This window comes from Pseudomonas sp. FDAARGOS_761 (genome assembly GCF_013343155.1).
Taxonomy (GTDB): domain Bacteria; phylum Pseudomonadota; class Gammaproteobacteria; order Pseudomonadales; family Pseudomonadaceae; genus Pseudomonas; species Pseudomonas aeruginosa.
Genome location: NZ_CP054572.1, coordinates 5,396,936 through 5,414,431 on the forward strand (window position 1 = coordinate 5,396,936; position 17,496 = coordinate 5,414,431).

Consider the following 17,496-nt stretch of genomic DNA (forward strand, 5'->3'; position numbering starts at 1 on the left):
CGGGCTCCTGTTATTCGCGTTATCGGTCGCCAGGCTTGTGGATTCAGGCATGGAAAACGAAGTCTTGCGCAGGAGGCGGGGCGGGGACAGTGAATTATCCGGCCCCATACATAACCATTTGGTTATGCTTCATCAGTGCAACTCGGCGGCCACCTCGCGCAACACCGCGCTGAACCATTGCGCCCCCAGTGGCAACGGCAAGGCCGCGTTGTGGCACAGCCCGACCGAACCGCCCGGTTCGCGGATACCCAGGTCCAGCTCGGCCAGCTCGCCATTGCCGACGTCCAGGCGCACGGCATCGCGCGGCGCCACCCAGATCGCCTCGCTGCGCAACACATAGCTGCGGCTGAGGGTCGGCGAGAGGGTTTCCAGGCGCTGTCCGGCGAGCGGGATGCCCCATTGCACGAACAGGCTGTCGGCGTGGCGGCGGATAGTGGTGCCGGCCAGCGGCAGTACCAGCGGGAATTCGGCCAGCCGCTGCGGGTCGCCGAGGGGCGCGGCGAGCAGGGGGTGGCCGGGACGCACCACCAGCATCATCGACTCGCTGTACAGGTGCTCGAAGGTCAGGCCCTGGATGTCCGGGCTATCGGTCATCCGCCCGACCACCAGGTCTAGCTCGCCGACCTTCAGTTGCGCCAGCAGGTAGGCGCTGGGTCCGGTGGCGACGCTGACCACCAGCGCACCGTGGCGCCGGTGCAGGCGCCGGATCACCTCGGGCACCACCAGGCTCTCCACCGTCGACAGCACGCCGACCCGCACCGTCTCGACCTGCGCCTCGTGGCCGCGCAGGGTGTTCACCCCGTCGCGCAGGGCCTGCACGCAGGGGCCGGCATAGCGCAGGAAGGTCACCCCCGCCTCGGTCAGCTCGGCGCCGGCCTTGCTCCGTTCGAACAGGCGCGCGCCGAGGATTTCCTCCAGTTCCTTGAGGGTCTTGGAGATCGCCGGCTGCGACACCGCCACGGCGTCCGCCGCCTTGGCGAAGCTGCGCTGGCGGGCGACTTCGAGGAAGCAGGCGAGGTGGCGGAACTTGATGCGGTTGTCGAGGTTCATGGGGCGGCCGTGGCGGCGAGTGGTGCGGGCATGGTACCCAACGGGCGGGTTGGGAACGAGGTGTGGCGTGCGGCGAGGTCGTGCCAGGCGGTACTCCGCCTTCCTTTCCCCAAAGGGAGAAGGCACTAGATGGCGGAACGACTCACGTGCCGGGCAATCCCTTCCCTGGGGGAAGAAGGAACCGGATGGAGCATGGTCGGGCAGCATCGCGCCGACCCTTCGCCCTTCAGGGGGGCCTCCACGTCCAGGAGGACGCCGGGGGAACCCCACCTGGAGCGGGCGCCGACTCAGAACTCCACCGTCGTCGACACCTGGAACTGCCGGGGCTCGCCCATCGCCACGTACAGGCGATTGGCACTGGACGGGTAGTAGGTGCGGTCGAACAGGTTCTTCACGTTGAGCTGGAACTTCACGCCGTGTCCGCCGAAGCGGGTGTCGTAGCTGGCAAAGGCATCGGCCACGGTGTAAGACGGCAGGTCGAAGGAATTGGCCGGGTCGCCCGGGCGCTTGCCGACGTAGCGCGCGCCGCCGCCCAGGCGCAGGCGGTCGCCGCCGAAGAGCTGGCCGAGTTCGTAGACCGCCGACAGCGACGCGGTGTTGCGCGCCACGTTCTGCAGGCGCTTGCCCTCCAGGGTCGGGTCCTCGGTGACTTCCGCGGCGAGCCAGGCGTAGCTGCCGATCAGGCTCCAGCGTTCGCTGAGCTGGCCGGTGAGGTCCAGCTCCAGGCCGCGCGAGCGGACCCGGCCGGCGGCGCGCACGCTGCTGTTGCCGGCACCGTCCAGTTCGTTGACCAGCACGTTCTTCTTGCGGATGTCGAACAGCGCCAGGGTGCCGCTGAGACGCCCCGGCACATCCAGCTTGGCGCCCAGCTCCCAGGAGGTCGCCTCCTCCGGCAGGATCGCCGAATCGATGGTCTCGCCGGTGCTCAGCGGGGCGATGGTCGAGTTCGGCTTGAACGAGCGCGTGTAGCTGCCGTACAGCGAAACCTCGTCGCTCAGGCGGTAGACCAGGCCGCCGCGCGGCACCCATTTCTGCCCGTTGATATCGGTGTTGGCGTTGAACGGCCGGCCGCGCCCGGCGAGCTGGTCGTAGATCTGGTAGCGCGCGCCGCCGACCAGGATCCAGCGTTCGTCCAGGTGGATCGAGTCCTGGAAATACAGCGAGTCGCTGCGCAGCTTGTCGGTCTGGTCGCTGTCGCCGGCGACCACCCGGGTCGACGGCACCACCTGGCCATAGACCGGGTCGAGGTAGTCGAAGCGGCTGGTCTTGCTGTCGCGCAGCAGGTCGGCGCGGAAGATCTTGCGCTTCTCGTGGTCCATGCCGAATTGCAGGTCATGTTGCATCCCGGCCAGTTGCAGCGTTCCGCTCAGGCCGAGGGTGGCGAAGCTGTCGCTGCTGACCGCGCCGTGGGTGCCGTCCATGCGCCGGGTCAGGGTGCCGTCGGCGTTCACGGCCATCACCCGGGCCTGGTTGTCGTCGTAGGTCTCGCGACTGTAGCCGTAGCCGAAGTGGGCCTTCCAGGTGTCGTCGAGCTGCCGTTCGAGATCCAGGCGGGTCAGCTCGGAACGGCCCTCGGTGATGTTGAAGGGCTCGTCCAGGCGCCGGCTGCGCGGGATGTCCAGCGGGCGGTTGGTACGCGGGTCGATGGCCGTGCCACGGTCGAACGGCGTGGTGAACTCACGGTGCTCGTAGCTCAGGTTGACCGTCGTGTCCTCGCCGTACCAGGCCAGCGAGGGCGCCACCAGCGTCTCGCGGCTCTTGCCGAAGTCGCGCCAGTAATCCTCGTCCTCATGATCGAGGATCATCCGGTAGGCCAGTCCGCTGTCGCCCAGCGGGCCGGTGGAGTCGAGCTGGCCGCCGCTGCCGTTGCGCCCGTGGGCGTAGGCCGAGCCACGCAGGGTCAGGGCGTTGGCTTGTTGCAGTTGCGGCTTCTTGCTCACCACGTTGACCACCCCGCCCGGGTCCTGGATGCCATAGAGCAGGGATGCAGGCCCCTTCAGCACCTCGACGTGGTCGGCGGTGGCGGTGAAATTGCGGCCCTGCACCGAGGGCATGCCGTCGCGCATGATCGAGCCGTCGCGGTTGTCGCCGAAGCCGCGCTTCATCACCGCGTCCTGGGTACCGCCAAGGGTGTTGGCCTGGGTGATGCCGCTGATGTTGCCCAGCGCGTCGTCAAGGTTGCGCGGGCGCTGGTCCTGCAGCGCCTGTGCCGGGACCACGCTGATCGCCTGGGGGATATCCAGTAGCGGCGCATCGCCGCGGCTGATCGAGGCGTTGGCCGCCGGCCGGTAGCCCTGCGCCGGGGCGGCGGCGGACACCGTCGTGGCATCGAGGTCGAGCGCGCCGCTGGCGGGGATCGGTTCCAGGGTCAGGGTGCGCTCGTCGATCCGCCGCGCGCGCAGGCCGCTGCCCTGCAGCAGGCGTTGCAGCGCCTCCTCCGCGTCCAGCGAACCGTGCAATGCCGGGGCGGTCGCCTGCGGCGGCAGCTCGGCGGTGTAGAGCAGCGTCTGCCCGCTGGCCCGGCTGAACGCGTTGAGCGCCTGGGCCAGCGGCGCGGCAGCCTGGCTGAAGCGGTAGCGAACCGCCTCGGCGGCCTGCGCGGTGGCGGCGAGACAGCCGAGGCTGAGGAACAGGGCGGGGAGAGTACGCAGGGCGAAGCGCGGGAAGGGGGTCATGGGTTGCTCGTGTCGGTCGCTTTTCTAATGCGAATCAATCGCGGTCATGAGCACTACACGAAGCGGCGCCGGATTTACCTCACCCCCCAGCGCAAAAAAATTCTTCGCCGGGAAAGATTCCTGCGGCCAAACGGAGCGGGGTCGCCGTCAGCGAATCACCACCAGGCGTCCGAACAGGATCTGCTGGCGATAGCCGAGCACCGCCTGCAGCGACTTCAGCGCGGCTTCGGGATCGTCGCTGCGGAAGCTGCCGCTGACCGGCTGGCGGCCGAGCGCGTCGTCGAGCAGGAGAATGCGTCCGGGGTAGTAGCGAGCGAGTTCGTCGAGCACTTCCGCCAGCGGCCGCCGGTAGAAGCTCAGCCAGCCCTGGCGCCAGGCCAGCGCGGCGGCGGCGTCGATGGCCACGGGCCGGCCCAGCCTGCCGTCGGCGAAGCCGACCTGCTGGCCGGCGCCCAGCACTTCCTCGGCGGCGCCCGCGCCCGTGCCGGCGCTCACCGCGACCCGCCCTTGCAGCACGGTGACGCGGGTCTCCCCGGCGCCGCGACGGACCTCGAACTCGGTGCCCAGTACCCGCGCCCGGCCTTCGCCGGCCTCGACCACGAATGGCAGCGTGTCGCGCTTCACCCGCAACGCGGCGGCGCCGCGCAGCAGTTCGACCCGCCGCTGGCCGCCGTCGATACGCACGCGCACCGCGCTGCCGGCGTCCAGGCTCAGGTAGGAGCCATCGGCCAGCTTCCATTCGGCGACCTGTCCCGGCGCGGCGACATAGTCGGCACGCCAGTCCTGCAGCCAGTCGCCGGGCTGCCACCAGCCGCCCAGCCAGAGCATCGCCAGCAGGCAGGCGACGCTGGCCAGCGGGTAGGCCCAGCGCCGCGGGTTGCGCGACGCTCGACGCGGCCGCAGGTAGGCTTCCAGGGCATCGGCCTCTTCGATGGCCAGGCGGCTCGCCGGTATTTCCGTCAGGCGCCAGAGCGCCTCGGCGCGAGCATAGGCCTCGGCATGCGCCGGCCGCTGCGCCAGCCAGTCCTCGAAGGCCCGCCGGGTCGCCGCATCCGGCGTACCGCGCAGGCGCACCAGCCAGGCCTGGGCGGTCTGCTCGAGGACGGGATCGTAGGGCGCGGCGTCGCTATCGGGTCGGGTCATGGCTGGGCGCTCCTTGCCTGCTCGCCGGCCGGGCCGGCCAGGCTCGCCTTGCAGGCGTCGAGGGCGCGCATCATATGTTTTTCCACGGCGCTTTGGGAAAGCTGCATGGCCTGGGCGATCTCCGCGTAGGTGCGGCCGTGGATGCGATTGAGCAGGAAAATCCGCCGGGTCCGCTCGGGCAGGCCGCGCAAGGCGGCCTCGACCCGGCGCCACTGGTCGCCGGCCTCGAGCGCCTGCTCGGGACCGACCGGCTCGCCCTGGCGCTGCTCCGGCAGCCAGTCGTCCAGTTGCCGCTGCCGCGATCCTTCGCCACGCAAGTGGTCGATGGCCAGGTTGCGCGCGCTGCGCAGGAGGTAGCTGCCAAGCTCCTCCACCGGGGCGGCCGGGCGCCGCCAGAAGCGCAGGAACAGTTCCTGGACCAGGTCGGCGGCGGTCGCCCGGCAGCCGACCCAGCGGCTGACCAGGCTTTCCATGCGCTGGCGCTGGGCCAGGAAGGCCTTGAGCAGATCCGCGCGGCGCGCCGCCTCGCCGTCTGCCGGCAAGGCATCCGGGCGCGGGCCGGAGGGAAGGTCGCGGTCGGGCATCGGTGATGGGACGGCTGCACGAAAGCCGGCGCCGGGGCGGCGCCATGGGAATGCTGAGCAGCCCGCAAATGATAATGCTTATCATCAATACCGAGAAGCCGGCGACGACGAAACGCCTTGCGGGTCGCGCGCCGGGTTGCCCGGCGCGCCGCCCCTCACTTCACCAGGCGCGCATCCAGGCTGTTCTGCGCCAGGCGCCTGGCCTGCTCCTCGGTCATTCCCAGGCTCTGCTGCAAGGCATGGAAGTTCTCGGTGACATAGCCGCCGAAGTAGGCCGGGTCATCGGAGTTCACCGTCACCTTCACGCCGCGTTCGAGCATGTCGAGGATGGTGTGCTGGCTCATGTCGTCGAACACGCAGAGCTTGGTGTTGGACAGCGGGCAGACGGTCAGCGGGATCTGTTCGTCGATCAGCCGCCGCATCAGCCGCTCGTCCTCGAAGGCGCGCACGCCGTGGTCGATGCGCTCGACCTTGAGCAGGTCGAGGGCTTCCCAGATGTACTCGGGCGGCCCCTCTTCGCCGGCATGGGCGACGGTGAGGAAGCCTTCGCTGCGGGCGCGGTCGAAGACCCGCTGGAACTTGCTCGGCGGATGCCCGACTTCCGAGCTGTCGAGGCCGACGGCGATGAAGGCGTCGCGGAACGGCAGCGCCTGGTCGAGGGTTTTCTGCGCCTGTTCCTCGCTGAGGTGGCGGAGGAAGCTGAGGATCAGCCCATGGCGGATGCCCAGCAGCTTCTCGCCGTCCTGCAGCGCGGCGCGGATGCCGGCGAGCACCACCTCGAAGGGAATGCCGCGATCGGTGTGGGTCTGCGGGTCGAAGAACGGCTCGACGTGGACGACGTTCTGCGCCTTGCACTTCTGCAGGTAGGCCCAGGTCAGGTCGTAGAAGTCCTGCTCGGTGCGCAGCACGTCGGCGCCGGCGTAGTAGAGGTCGAGGAATTCCTGCAGGTTGTTGAAGGCGTAGGCCTTGCGCAGGGTCTCGACGTCGTTCCAGGGCAGGGCGATGCGGTTGCGCTCGGCGAGGGCGAACAGCAGCTCCGGCTCCAGGGTACCTTCCAGGTGCAGGTGCAGTTCGGCCTTGGGCAAGGCGTTGAGCCATTCGTACATGGGGTGGGTTCTCGATCAGGCTGGTCTTTGCCGGCAAGTTTAACCTGTCCCGGGAGTCAGGCCCGAGGGAAACCCGCGAGCCGCTCCCGCGCGCGACGGGCGGCTCAGGCCGTTTCGCCGCGCCGATAGGCATAGGTCTGCGCGAAGCGCGAGGTCAGCCACTCGCCACAGGTGGTCGGCGGATACTTCGGCGGGTTGTCCGCGTCGAAGCAGCCCGGCAGGCAGCGGATCTCGGTGTCCATGTGCGGTTCGGCGAAGAACGGCATGGAGTAGCGATGCACCCCGCGCGGGCTGATCACCCGGTGCGGGGTCGAGCGGTAACGGTCGTTGCTCCAGCGCGCCATCATGTCGCCGATGTTGACCACGAAGGTGCCGTCGATGGGCGGCGCGTCGATCCATTCGCCCTGGCGGTTCTGCACTTGCAGGCCACCGGCGGCGTCCTGGTAGAGCAGGGTCACGCAGCCGTAGTCGGTGTGCGCGCCGGCGCCGGGCTGGTCGGCGCTCTGCCGGGCGGCGGCCGGCGGATAGTGGATCAGGCGGAATACGCTGACCGGCTGCTCGAAGCGGCGGTCGAAGAAGTCCTCCTCGATCCCCAGGGCGATGGCCAGGGCGCGCAGCACGGTACGGGCCAGCGCCAGCATGTCGGCATAGTGTCCTTCCAGCAGGGCCTCCCAACCGGGCAGTTCGGGGTGTCGGTTGGGCCCGTAGAAGGACTTGCCGGCGCGCACGTCGGGATGCTCCGCCGGCAGGTGCAGGGCCATGTCGAAGGTCTCCTTGAAGTCGCTGGGCAACGCCGGGTCGAGCTGCTCGGTGGCGATCGCGCCATAGCCGCGATGGTTGCGGCTACGGGTGATATCGATCTTCAGCTTCTCTTCGACGGGCAGCGCGAAGAACTCCCGCGCCGCCGCCAACAGGGCTTCGAAGCGCGCGGCCGGCAACGGGTGTCCGGCGATGTAGAAGAAGCCCCACTCGCGGCAGGCCTGGTCGATCCGCCGCGCCACGTCGTTCCAGGCGCCACGGTCGGCGCCGTAGAGCGGGGCGATGTCGATGATGGGTAGACGGTCCAATCGCGCTCTCCTCGATGGGCCCTGTACGGAAAGTGCCTGCGCTCGGCGACTTTTTCCATACAAGGCCAGGGCTCACTTCGGCAGGTCGGCCTTGATGCCTTCCACGTAATAGTTCATCGACGCCAGGTCGGCATTGGTCGCGCTGACGCCGGCGGCGAAACGCTCCTTGCCGGACTGGTCGCGGATCGGCCCGGTGAAGGGGTGGAAGGCTCCGCTGCGGATCGACTCGATCAGCCTGCCCGCCTCTTCCCGCACCGGCGCCGGCAGCACCTCCTGGTTCAGCGGCAGGACCACCGTACTCTCGGCCAAGCCGCCCCAGAAGTCCTCGGATTTCCAGGTGCCGTCCATCACCGCCTGGGCCGAGCGGATATAGTGCGGGCCCCAGTCGTTGACGATCGAGGTGAGCACGGTCTTCGGACCGAAGTGCTGCATGTCCGAGGCGTAGCCCACGGCGTACACCCCGCGACGCTCGGCGGCCTGGATCGGCGCCGGGCTATCGGTGTGCTGGAACACCACGTCGACGCCCTGGTCGATCAGCGCGTTGGCCGCGTCGGCCTCCTTGCCCGGATCGAACCAGGTGCTCACCCACATCACCTTGAGTTCGGCCTGCGGGTCGTATTTGTCCAGCGCCAGCTGGATCGCGTTGATGTCGCGGATCACCTCGGGAATCGGAAACGAGGCGATGTAGCCGATCTTGTGGCTGCGGGTCATCTTCGCCGCGAGGAAGCCGCCGACGTAGCGTCCCTCGTAGGAGCGCGACAGGTAGGTGCCGAGGTTCCTGTCACGCTTGTAGCCGGTGGCGTGCTCGAAGGTCACCTTGGGAAACTGCCGGGCCACCTTGGCGGTGGGGTTCATGTAGCCGAAGGAGGTGGTGAAGACCAGGCCGTAGCCGTCTTTCGCCAGGTTGCGGATGACCCGCTCGGCGTCGGCGCCCTCGGCGACGTTCTCGACGAAGCTGGTCTTCACCTTGTCGCCGAAGTGCTCCACCAGTTCGCGGCGGCCCAGCTCGTGCTGGTAGGTCCAGCCGTGGTCGCCGACCGGGCCGACATAGACGAAGCCGATCTTCAGCGGTTCGGCGGCCTCGGCGGCGAGAGCGCAGGCGCCGAGGCCGAGGACGACGGCAAGGCGGCGCAGGACGGACATGCGGGATTGCGTGCGACGGTGTTTCATGGATGGGCGTGCTCCGGTGAGTGCAGGGTTGGCCATCGGGCGTGGCTTCGCGTTCAGCCCGCCCGCCGATGCAATTACCTGACCACCCGGACAACTCCGCTCAAGCCCGCGCTTCTGCGTGCCGCGCCATGCCGGCGCGGCTGCAGGACGGTGCAGCGCGCCATCGCTTGGTGCATGCCGGCGCCGCCACGATGGCGCTACCATGGGCGCTGGCTTTCCGTAACAAGGCACGCACGCGATGACCGCGATCTACCTGGCCGGGCCGGACGTCTTCCGCCCCGACGCCGAAGCCCATGGCGAAACCCTCAAGGCGCTCTGCGCCGAGTTCGGTTTCCTCGGCCTCTACCCGCTCGACCACGCCCTGCCCGCCGACATCCGCGAGCCAGCCGCACAGGCCGCCTGGATCTACCGCGCCAATGTCGGCCTGATCGAGCGCGCCGACTGCGTGCTGGCCAACCTCGAACCGTTCCGCGGCAGCGAGCCGGACAGCGGCACCGCCTTCGAAGTGGGTTACGCCCTGGCCCTGGGCAAGCCGGTATATGCCTACCTCAGCGATGCCGGCGCCTACGCCGAGCGCCTCGCCCGGCTGGCGCCGGAATGGCTCGGCGAGCACCCCGGCGAGGACCGCGACGGTTGGCAACTGGAGGGTTTCGGCCTGCCATTGAACCTGATGCTGGCGGTGCCTTCGCGGCTGGTCGCCGGCGGCCCGCGCGAGGCCCTGCGACGCCTCGCCGAGGAACTCGGCGGGAACGCCTGAAGCGCCCGCGCCGAGCGCCGGAAGAAGCACGCGAGCCGCCGCCTATCTGCTGACAGGTAGGCGCCGCCTGGCATGTCGCTTGCTGCCCATAATCCCCGGACAACAACGGCCCCCGCGCGGGGCGTCCGGCATCCTGGGGGGAGCATCCGATGAGCCGATCCAACGGTTCCAGCAGCCGTCGTACCTTCTTGCGCCTGGCGGCCCTGCTGCTGCCCGCCGGCGCCCTGCTCGGCAGCCTGCCGGGCGTACGCGCCGCGGCCAGACCGCGGAAACTCTATCTGGCCGGTCCCGACGTGTTCCGCGCCGACGCCGTCGCCCACGGCGAAGCGCTCAAGGCACTGTGCGCACGCTACGGCTTCGAAGGCCTCTACCCGCTGGACAACGCGCTGCCGAAACAGCTCGCCGAGCCGCGCGAACAGGCGGCCTGGATCTACCGCGCCAACATCGGCCTGATCGAACGCGCCGACGCGGTGCTGGCCAACCTGAACTTCTTCCGCGGCGCCGAGCCGGACAGCGGCACCGCCTTCGAGGTCGGCTACGCCACCGCTCTCGGCAAGCCGGTCTATGGCTACGTCGACGACGCCGGCAGCTACGCCGAGCGGATCCGCCGGCACGCCCCGGAGCTGGTCGGCGAGGATCCGACCCGCGACCGCGACGGCATGGCCCTGGAAGAGTTCGGCCTGCCGCTCAACCTGATGCTGGCGGTGCCCGGCAGGATCGTCGTCGGCGACGCCGAGCAGGCTCTCCGGCAACTCGCCGGGCAATCCCGCGGCTGAGTCCGACCCGTCCCACTCCAGGCAAGGACTTCCCATGCGCAAAGCCCTGCTGTGCTGTGCCGCCCCGCTGTGCGCGGCCGCCGCCTTCGGCGCCGAAAACAACGACGAGAACGCCGCCCGCGAAGGGCTCTGGAACAACCTGCACGTCTACCGCGCGTTCAACCAGCGCGGCGGCCCCTACCTGACCGACGACAGCTACCTGGAATGGGAGTTCGGCGGCCGCAAGGGGGTGCTCGACCTGTACGGCTACATCGACTACAAGAACCTCTTCGACGACGCCAGCTCGGACGTACCCGACGGCGAGAACTGGTTCGTCGACATCGAGCCGCGTCTCTCCATCGACCGCCTGCTCGGCCGCGACTTCTCCATCGGCCCGATCCGCGAATGGTTCGTCGCCTTCGACTACTACTACGCCGACGCGCGCCAGGGACCGGGGCTGAACGTGCTGTGGTCGGGCATCGGCACCAACACCGAGCTGCCCTGGCTGGGTACGGTGGGGCTCAATCTCTACGCGCGCTACATCGACAAGAACTACGGCGCGTCCAACGAGAACGCCTGGGACGGCTACGTCGCCCACATGAACTGGTTCAAGCCGCTGGCGCAGTTCGGCGGCAAGCGCTTCATCGCCTTCCAGGGCTTCTTCGACTACGAGTTCGGCTCGAAGCTGCCCGACAAGGACGATGCCTTCGAGCGCGAATACCGTACCGATAACGGCTTCCAGGCCTACCTCGGGCTCTGGTATCACACCGAACACTGGAAGTTCGGCTACGGCGCCAAGGTCTACCGCAACATGACCCAGTGGCGCGACGGCGAGCAACTGGACGGACGCCGCACCGACTCCAGCGGGATCGGCCACTACTTCAACGTCGGCTACGCGTTCTGAGCGCGGCGCCCACGCCGGGCGCCGCGGGAAGCCCGCTCAGGGCAGGCGGGCGATACGCTCGGTGAGCAGGTCGAAGAACCCCTGGGCATCGCCCTCGTTGATCCACTCGACGTTGGCCGGCTGCTTGAGGCCGCCGTACCAGTCGGCCACAGTCTGGCCGAAGGTGATGCCCTCGCGGCTGTCGACCTGCACGTTGATCCGCTTGCCCTTGAACAGCGAGGGCTTGAGCAGGTAGGCGACCACCGTGGCGTCGTGCACCGGGCCGCCCTTCAGGCCGTAGTACTTGATGTCGTACTGGACGTAGGCGTCGAGGATATCGGCGACGGTCTTGCCGGCTCGGTTGCCGAGGTTGCGCAGCTTGGCGATGCGCTCGGGGCTGGTGAGGATCTTGTGGGTCACGTCGAGCGGCAGCATGGTGATCGGCGCCCCGCTCTTGAGCACGATTTCCGCCGCGTGGGGGTCGGCGAAGATATTGAATTCGGCGGCCGGGGTGATGTTGCCGCCGTTGAAGTGGGCGCCGCCCATGATCACGATCTCGCGGATGCCCTTGACGATGTCCGGGGCCTGGGTCAGGGCCAGCGCGAGGTTGGTCTCCGGGCCGAGCATGGCCAGGGTCACGCTCTTCTCCGGCGCCGCGCGCAGGGTACGGATCAGGTAGTCCACCGCGTTGCCTTCGGCCAGCGGCTGCTTCGGCTCATGCACCTCGACGCCGGTGATGCCTTCGCTGCCGTGTACGTCGGCGGCGTAGATCGGCGTGCGCAGCAGCGGCCGCGGGGCGCCGGCGTAGACCGGGATATCCGGGCGCTTGCCCCACTCGCGGGCCAGCCGGGCGTTGCGCGCGGTCTTTTCCAGCGGCACGTTGCCGGCGACGGTGGTCAGCGCCTGGATCTTCAGCTCCTTCGGCGAGGCCATGGCGAACAGCAGGGCGATCACGTCGTCGGCGCCCGGGTCGGTGTCGATGATCAGGGTCCGCGGCGATTGCGCCGCCGCCGTTTCGGCAGCGGACAGAGGAAGGCTGGCGGGCATCAGCAGGGAGAGTCCTAGCAGAAGGCTGCAAAAGCGATTGCGGGGGCGGGCGGCGCGGGACATGGTCGGCTCCTGGTGGGGGATGCCGAAGTCTAGCCGGTTGCAGGCCAGGCGCCGACCTATGCGAACCGACAGAGGAAGCCTGGCGCCTCCTCCGTCGGCGCCCGCCTCACCCGGCGATCAGGGCGCTCGCCGCCTCGCGGTGGCGGGCGATCAGGGCGGCCAGGTCGAGCCCTTCCACGGCACCGTCGACCACTCGCCAGGCGCCGCCGACCATTACCCGGTCGGCACGGTCGGCAGCGCATAGCAGCAGCGCCGAGAGCGGGTCGTGGCTACCCGAGAAGCGCAGCTCGTCGAGCTTGAACAAGGCCAGGTCGGCCTGCTTGCCGGGGGCCAGCTCGCCGATGTCGCTGCGTCCGAGCAGGCGTGCCGAGCCACGGGTGGCCCAGCCCAGGGCGAGTTCCGGGGTGATTCGCTCGGCGCCGTAGCGCAGGCGTTGCAGGTACAGGGCCTGGCGCGCCTCGAGGATCATGTTCGAGGCGTCGTTGGAAGCCGAGCCATCGACCCCCAGGCCGATCGGCGCGCCGGCCGCCTCCAGCTCCACGGTCGGGCAGATGCCCGAGGCCAGGCGCATGTTCGAACTCGGGCAGTGGCAGATACCGGTGCCGGCCTCGCCGAGACGACGGATCTCCTCGGCGTTGAAGTGGATGCCGTGGGCCAGCCAGGTGCGCGGGCCGAGCCAGCCGACGCTGTCCAGGTAGTCCACGGTGCGCAGGCCGAAGCGCTGCAGGCAGAAGTCTTCCTCGTCGAGGGTCTCCGCCAGGTGGGTGTGCAGGCGTACGTCGTGGCGCGCCGCCAGTTCGGCGCTGGCGCGCATGATCTCCGGAGTCACCGAGAACGGCGAGCAGGGCGCCAGGGCGATCTGCACCCGGGCGCCTTCGCCGCGCTGGTGGTAGCGAGCGATCAGTCGCTCGCTGTCGGCGAGGATGGTCTCGGCCTCCTGCACCGTCTGCTGCGGCGGCAAGCCGCCGTCCTTCTCGCCGAGGCTCATCGAGCCGCGGGTGAGCATGGCGCGCATGCCCAGTTCCTCGACCACCCCGGCCTGCACGTCGATGGCCTGTTCGAGGCCGCCGGGGAACAGGTAGTGGTGATCGGCGGCAGTGGTGCAGCCGGACAGCAGCAGCTCGGCCAGCGCCACCTTGGTGGCCAGTTCGAGCTTCTCCGGGGTCAGCCGCGCCCAGACCGGATAGAGGGTCTTCAGCCAGGGGAACAGCGGCTGGTTGACCACCGGCGCCCAGGCGCGGGTAAGGGTCTGGTAGAAGTGGTGATGGGTGTTGATGAGTCCCGGCAAGACCACGTGCCGGCTGGCGTCGAACTGGCTGGCGCAGGGCTGCGCGGGCTGTTGGCCGGCGCCGAGCAGCTCGACGATGCGGCCGTCTTCGACGACCAGGCCGCCGGCGGCGTCGAGACCGTTGGCGGTGAAGATGGCGAGGGGGTTGCGAATCCAGGTGCGGGACATGTGCGGACCTTCGTCGGATCGGCGGGCCGGCGCGAACGCTGCCGGCCCTCGGTTGATGAGAGCCAGCTCAGTGTTCACCCTGTCTGCTGATCCAGGTCCGCGGGGCGACGGGACGCCGCGCGCGTGGCGATATCCTACAAGGGATTGTCGGAGAGGTGTAAGGCTTTCCTCCCGGCGGCAGCCGGGCGCGGTTTGATGGGGGTCAACGGACGACCTCCGGCAGGGGCATAGAGTGGGGGACTGCATAGCTGAAAACGTAGAACGGAAGGAGCCCCGCATGAGCGAAGAACCCACTGTCACTCCCCCCTCCCCCGAGCAACCCGCCGCGCAGCCGGCCAAGCCGGCCCGGCCAGCCGCCCGCCGCGCCCCACGCAAGCCGGCGACCCGCCGCCCGCGGGTGGCCAGCCCGGCGCAGAAGGCCCGCGAGGAGATCCAGGCGATCAGCCAGAAGCCGGTGGCCCTGCAGGTCGCCAGCGCGCCCCACGGCAGCAGCGAGGACAGCACCTCGGCGAGCCTGCCGGCGAACTATCCCTATCACACGCGGATGCGCCGCAACGAGTACGAGAAAGCCAAGCACGACCTGCAGATCGAACTGCTCAAGGTGCAGAGCTGGGTGAAGGAGACCGGCCAGCGCGTGGTGGTCCTGTTCGAAGGCCGCGACGCCGCCGGCAAGGGCGGTACCATCAAGCGCTTCATGGAGCACCTGAACCCGCGCGGCGCGCGGATCGTAGCCCTGGAGAAACCCTCCTCCCAGGAGCAGGGCCAGTGGTATTTCCAGCGCTACATCCAGCACCTGCCCACCGCCGGCGAGATGGTCTTCTTCGACCGCTCCTGGTACAACCGCGCCGGCGTCGAGCGGGTCATGGGCTTCTGTTCGCCACTGCAATACCTGGAGTTCATGCGCCAGGCCCCCGAGCTGGAGCGCATGCTGAGCAACAGCGGCATCCTGCTGTTCAAGTACTGGTTCTCGGTGAGCCGCGAGGAGCAACTGCGGCGCTTCATCTCGCGCCGCGACGATCCGCTCAAGCACTGGAAGCTGTCGCCCATCGACATCAAGTCTCTGGACAAATGGGACGACTACACCGCCGCCAAGCAGGCGATGTTCTTCCATACCGACACCGCCGACGCGCCGTGGACGGTCATCAAGTCCGACGACAAGAAGCGCGCGCGACTCAACTGCATCCGCCACTTCCTGCACGCGCTGGACTACCCGGACAAGGACCGGCGCATCGCCCATGAGCCCGACCCGTTGCTGGTGGGGCCGGCCTCGCGGGTGATCGAGGAGGACGAGAAGGTCTACGCCGAGGCGGCCGCCGCGCCGGGCCACGCGAACCTGGATATCCCGGCCTGAGGCGGGCGGTCGCGCCAACGAAAACGCCCGGGGCGCTTTCGCGCTCCGGGCGTCCCTGGTTCGACGGTCGCTGGCCGGGTCACTCCGGCGCGGAGGTCCGGATCAGGTGGTCGAAGGCGCTCAGCGAAGCCTTGGCGCCCTCGCCCACGGCGATCACGATCTGCTTGTACGGCACCGTGGTCACGTCGCCGGCGGCGAAGATGCCGGGCAGCGAGGTCTCGCCACGGGCGTCGACGATGATCTCGCCACGCGGCGACAGCTCGACGCTGCCCTTGAGCCACTCGGTGTTGGGCAGCAGGCCGATCTGCACGAAGATGCCTTCCAGCTCGATCGACTTGAACTCCTCGGAGTTGCGGTCCTTGTACACCAGGCCGGTGACCTTCTGGCCGTCGCCCTTCACTTCGCTGGTCAGGGCACTGGTGATCACCTCGACGTTCGGCAGGCTGTAGAGCTTGCGTTGCAGCACGGCATCGGCGCGCAACTTGCTGTCGAATTCCAGCAGGGTCACATGGGCGACGATGCCGGCCAGGTCGATGGCCGCCTCGACGCCAGAGTTGCCGCCGCCGATCACCGCCACGCGCTTGCCCTTGAACAGCGGGCCGTCGCAGTGCGGGCAGAAGCACACGCCCTTGGCCTTGTATTCCTGCTCGCCGGGCACGCCCATTTCGCGCCAGCGAGCGCCGGTGGCGAGGATCAGGGTCTTGGCCTTGAGGCTGCCGCCGCTCTCGAACCGCACCTCGTGCAACTCGCCGGTGTTCTTCGCCGGAACCAGCTTGCTGGCGCGCTGCAGGTTCATGATGTCGACCTCGTAGTGACGCACGTGCTCTTCCAGCGCCCGCGCCAGCTTCGGCCCTTCGGTCTCCTGCACCGAGATGAAGTTCTCGATGGCCATGGTGTCCAGCACCTGGCCGCCGAAGCGCTCGGCGGCGACGCCGGTGCGAATGCCCTTGCGCGCGGCGTAGATCGCCGCCGCGGCGCCGGCCGGACCACCGCCGACCACCAGTACGTCGAAGGCGTCGCGGGCGGTCAGCTTCTCGGCGTCGCGGGCGGCGGCGCCGGTGTCGATCTTGGCGAGGATCTCTTCCACGCCCATGCGGCCCTGGCCGAAGACTTCGCCGTTGAGGTAGATGCTCGGCACCGACATGATCTGGCGCGCCTCGACCTCATCCTGGAACAGCGCGCCGTCGATGGCGACGTGACGGATGTTCGGGTTGAGCACGGCCATCAGGTTCAGCGCCTGAACCACGTCCGGGCAGTTCTGGCAGGACAGCGAGAAGTAGGTTTCGAACTCGAAGGTGCCCTCGATTCCCTTGACCTGCTCGATCACGTCCGCGTCGAGCTTGGAGGGGTGGCCGCCTACCTGCAGCAGGGCCAGCACCAGCGAGGTGAATTCGTGGCCCATGGGGATACCGGCGAAGCGCAGGCCGATGTCCGCACCGGGGCGGTTCAGCGAGAACGACGGTTTGCGCGCATCGCTGCCGTCGGTCTTCAGGGTGATCTTGTCGGTCAGGCCGACGATGTCTTGCAGCAGGCCCAGCAGCTCGCGGGATTTGTCGCTGTCATCGAGGGACGCGACGATCTCGAACGGCTGGCTGACCTTTTCCAGGTAGGCCTTCAACTGGGTTTTAAGATTGGCGTCCAACATGGTTCAGCTCCTCGAAATTCGGGCAAACGTATCCCCGGCGGATGGGACATCCGCCCTGCACGGCGCGTTGGCTGGGTGAAGGGCGGACGATCCGCGAGGGATCGTCCGCCGGAGAGGCTGGCGGCGAATGCCGCCGGCGCGGTCTTAGATCTTGCCGACCAGGTCCAGGGACGGAGCGAGGGTCTTCTCGCCTTCCTTCCACTTGGCCGGGCAGACTTCGCCCGGGTGGGCGGCGGTGTACTGGGCGGCCTTCAGCTTGCGCACGGTCTCGCCGACGTCACGGGCGATCTCGTTGGAGTGGATCTCGACGGTCTTGATCACGCCTTCCGGGTTGATCACGAAGGTACCGCGCAGGGCCAGGCCTTCTTCCGGGATGTGCACGCCGAAGGCGTTGGTCAGCTGGTGGGTCGGGTCGCCGATCAGCGGGAACTGGGCCTTGCCGACGGCCGGGGAGGTTTCGTGCCAGACCTTGTGCGAGAAGTGGGTGTCGGTGGTCACGATGTAGACCTCGGCACCGGCTTTCTGGAACTCGCCGTAGTTGTTGGCGGCGTCTTCGATCTCGGTCGGGCAGTTGAAGGTGAAGGCAGCCGGCATGAAGATCAGGACCGACCACTTGCCCTTCAGGGATTCCTCGGTCACCTCGATGAACTTGCCGTTGTGGAAAGCGTTGACCTTGAACGGTTGGACTTGAGTGTTGATCAGGGACATCAGTCGTTCCTCTCTCAGTTGAATGGGGTGTTTCAA

General features: G+C 68.6%; 15 protein-coding genes. 4 read left to right on the top strand and 11 right to left on the bottom strand.

The annotated features are described in order from the left end of the window. Positions 1 to 132: 132 nt before the first annotated feature. The 7 genes from pcaQ to FOC67_RS25195 form a co-directional block, all read right to left on the bottom strand. Positions 133 to 1,050 carry a pca operon transcription factor PcaQ gene (gene pcaQ, locus FOC67_RS25165; protein WP_009314968.1) on the bottom strand — a complete coding sequence of 306 codons (918 nt, stop codon included), beginning with the start codon at positions 1,048 to 1,050 and terminating at the stop codon, positions 133 to 135. A 287-nt stretch (positions 1,051 to 1,337) separates the two neighbouring features. Continuing rightward, positions 1,338 to 3,725, bottom strand: coding sequence for a TonB-dependent receptor (locus FOC67_RS25170; RefSeq protein ID WP_009314967.1), 2,388 nt, complete (start codon positions 3,723 to 3,725; stop codon positions 1,338 to 1,340). Between the two features lie 147 nt (positions 3,726 to 3,872). Further along, positions 3,873 to 4,868, bottom strand: coding sequence for a FecR family protein (locus FOC67_RS25175; protein ID WP_009877356.1), 996 nt, complete (start codon positions 4,866 to 4,868; stop codon positions 3,873 to 3,875). Beyond that, positions 4,865 to 5,410 carry an RNA polymerase sigma factor gene (locus FOC67_RS25180; protein ID WP_003112642.1) on the bottom strand — a complete coding sequence of 182 codons (546 nt, stop codon included), beginning with the start codon at positions 5,408 to 5,410 and terminating at the stop codon, positions 4,865 to 4,867. The genes FOC67_RS25175 and FOC67_RS25180 overlap by 4 nt, the downstream gene beginning before the upstream one ends. Positions 5,411 to 5,607: 197 nt before the next feature. After that, entirely contained in the window at positions 5,608 to 6,558 is a 951-nt protein-coding gene (locus FOC67_RS25185; protein ID WP_003083850.1) for an adenosine deaminase, read from the bottom strand. A gap of 104 nt (positions 6,559 to 6,662) precedes the next feature. Next, positions 6,663 to 7,625 carry an oxidoreductase gene (locus FOC67_RS25190; protein ID WP_009314964.1) on the bottom strand — a complete coding sequence of 321 codons (963 nt, stop codon included), beginning with the start codon at positions 7,623 to 7,625 and terminating at the stop codon, positions 6,663 to 6,665. A gap of 72 nt (positions 7,626 to 7,697) precedes the next feature. Then, entirely contained in the window at positions 7,698 to 8,795 is a 1,098-nt protein-coding gene (locus FOC67_RS25195) for a BMP family ABC transporter substrate-binding protein (RefSeq protein ID WP_009314963.1), read from the bottom strand. A gap of 238 nt (positions 8,796 to 9,033) precedes the next feature. Here FOC67_RS25195 and FOC67_RS25200 point away from each other — a divergent pair, with 238 nt between their 5' ends. The 3 genes from FOC67_RS25200 to FOC67_RS25210 all read left to right on the top strand — a co-directional run bounded on the left by FOC67_RS25200 (position 9,034) and on the right by FOC67_RS25210 (position 11,211). Continuing rightward, a complete protein-coding gene (locus FOC67_RS25200; RefSeq protein WP_003083842.1) occupies positions 9,034 to 9,552 on the top strand; it encodes a nucleoside 2-deoxyribosyltransferase in 519 nt (172 codons plus the stop codon). A 149-nt stretch (positions 9,553 to 9,701) separates the two neighbouring features. Beyond that, a complete protein-coding gene (locus FOC67_RS25205) occupies positions 9,702 to 10,328 on the top strand; it encodes a nucleoside 2-deoxyribosyltransferase (RefSeq protein WP_003083840.1) in 627 nt (208 codons plus the stop codon). 34 nt (positions 10,329 to 10,362) lie between these two features. Further along, a complete protein-coding gene (locus tag FOC67_RS25210) occupies positions 10,363 to 11,211 on the top strand; it encodes an outer membrane protein OmpK (RefSeq protein ID WP_003083838.1) in 849 nt (282 codons plus the stop codon). Between the two features lie 36 nt (positions 11,212 to 11,247). Here FOC67_RS25210 and FOC67_RS25215 read toward each other — a convergent pair whose 3' ends face one another. Then, complete coding sequence (locus FOC67_RS25215; RefSeq protein ID WP_003137027.1) at positions 11,248 to 12,300, bottom strand: nucleoside hydrolase; 1,053 nt, start codon at positions 12,298 to 12,300, stop codon at positions 11,248 to 11,250. A 106-nt stretch (positions 12,301 to 12,406) separates the two neighbouring features. After that, positions 12,407 to 13,756 carry an 8-oxoguanine deaminase gene (locus FOC67_RS25220; RefSeq protein ID WP_003083834.1) on the bottom strand — a complete coding sequence of 450 codons (1,350 nt, stop codon included), beginning with the start codon at positions 13,754 to 13,756 and terminating at the stop codon, positions 12,407 to 12,409. A gap of 454 nt (positions 13,757 to 14,210) precedes the next feature. Here FOC67_RS25220 and ppk2 point away from each other — a divergent pair, with 454 nt between their 5' ends. Further along, a complete protein-coding gene (gene ppk2 / locus FOC67_RS25225) occupies positions 14,211 to 15,107 on the top strand; it encodes a polyphosphate kinase 2 (protein WP_003137024.1) in 897 nt (298 codons plus the stop codon). 79 nt (positions 15,108 to 15,186) lie between these two features. Here the strand turns inward: ppk2 and ahpF are convergent, their stop codons facing one another. Together ahpF and ahpC are read right to left on the bottom strand one after the other, a co-directional pair. Next, on the bottom strand, positions 15,187 to 16,752 hold the full coding sequence (gene ahpF, locus FOC67_RS25230; RefSeq protein WP_009314960.1) for an alkyl hydroperoxide reductase subunit F: 1,566 nt from the start codon (positions 16,750 to 16,752) through the stop codon (positions 15,187 to 15,189). Positions 16,753 to 16,896: 144 nt separating this feature from the next. Then, the gene (gene ahpC / locus FOC67_RS25235) at positions 16,897 to 17,460 is read right to left on the bottom strand and encodes an alkyl hydroperoxide reductase subunit C (protein WP_003083828.1); all 564 of its coding nucleotides are present in this window, start codon (positions 17,458 to 17,460) and stop codon (positions 16,897 to 16,899) included. Positions 17,461 to 17,496: the final 36 nt, after the last annotated feature.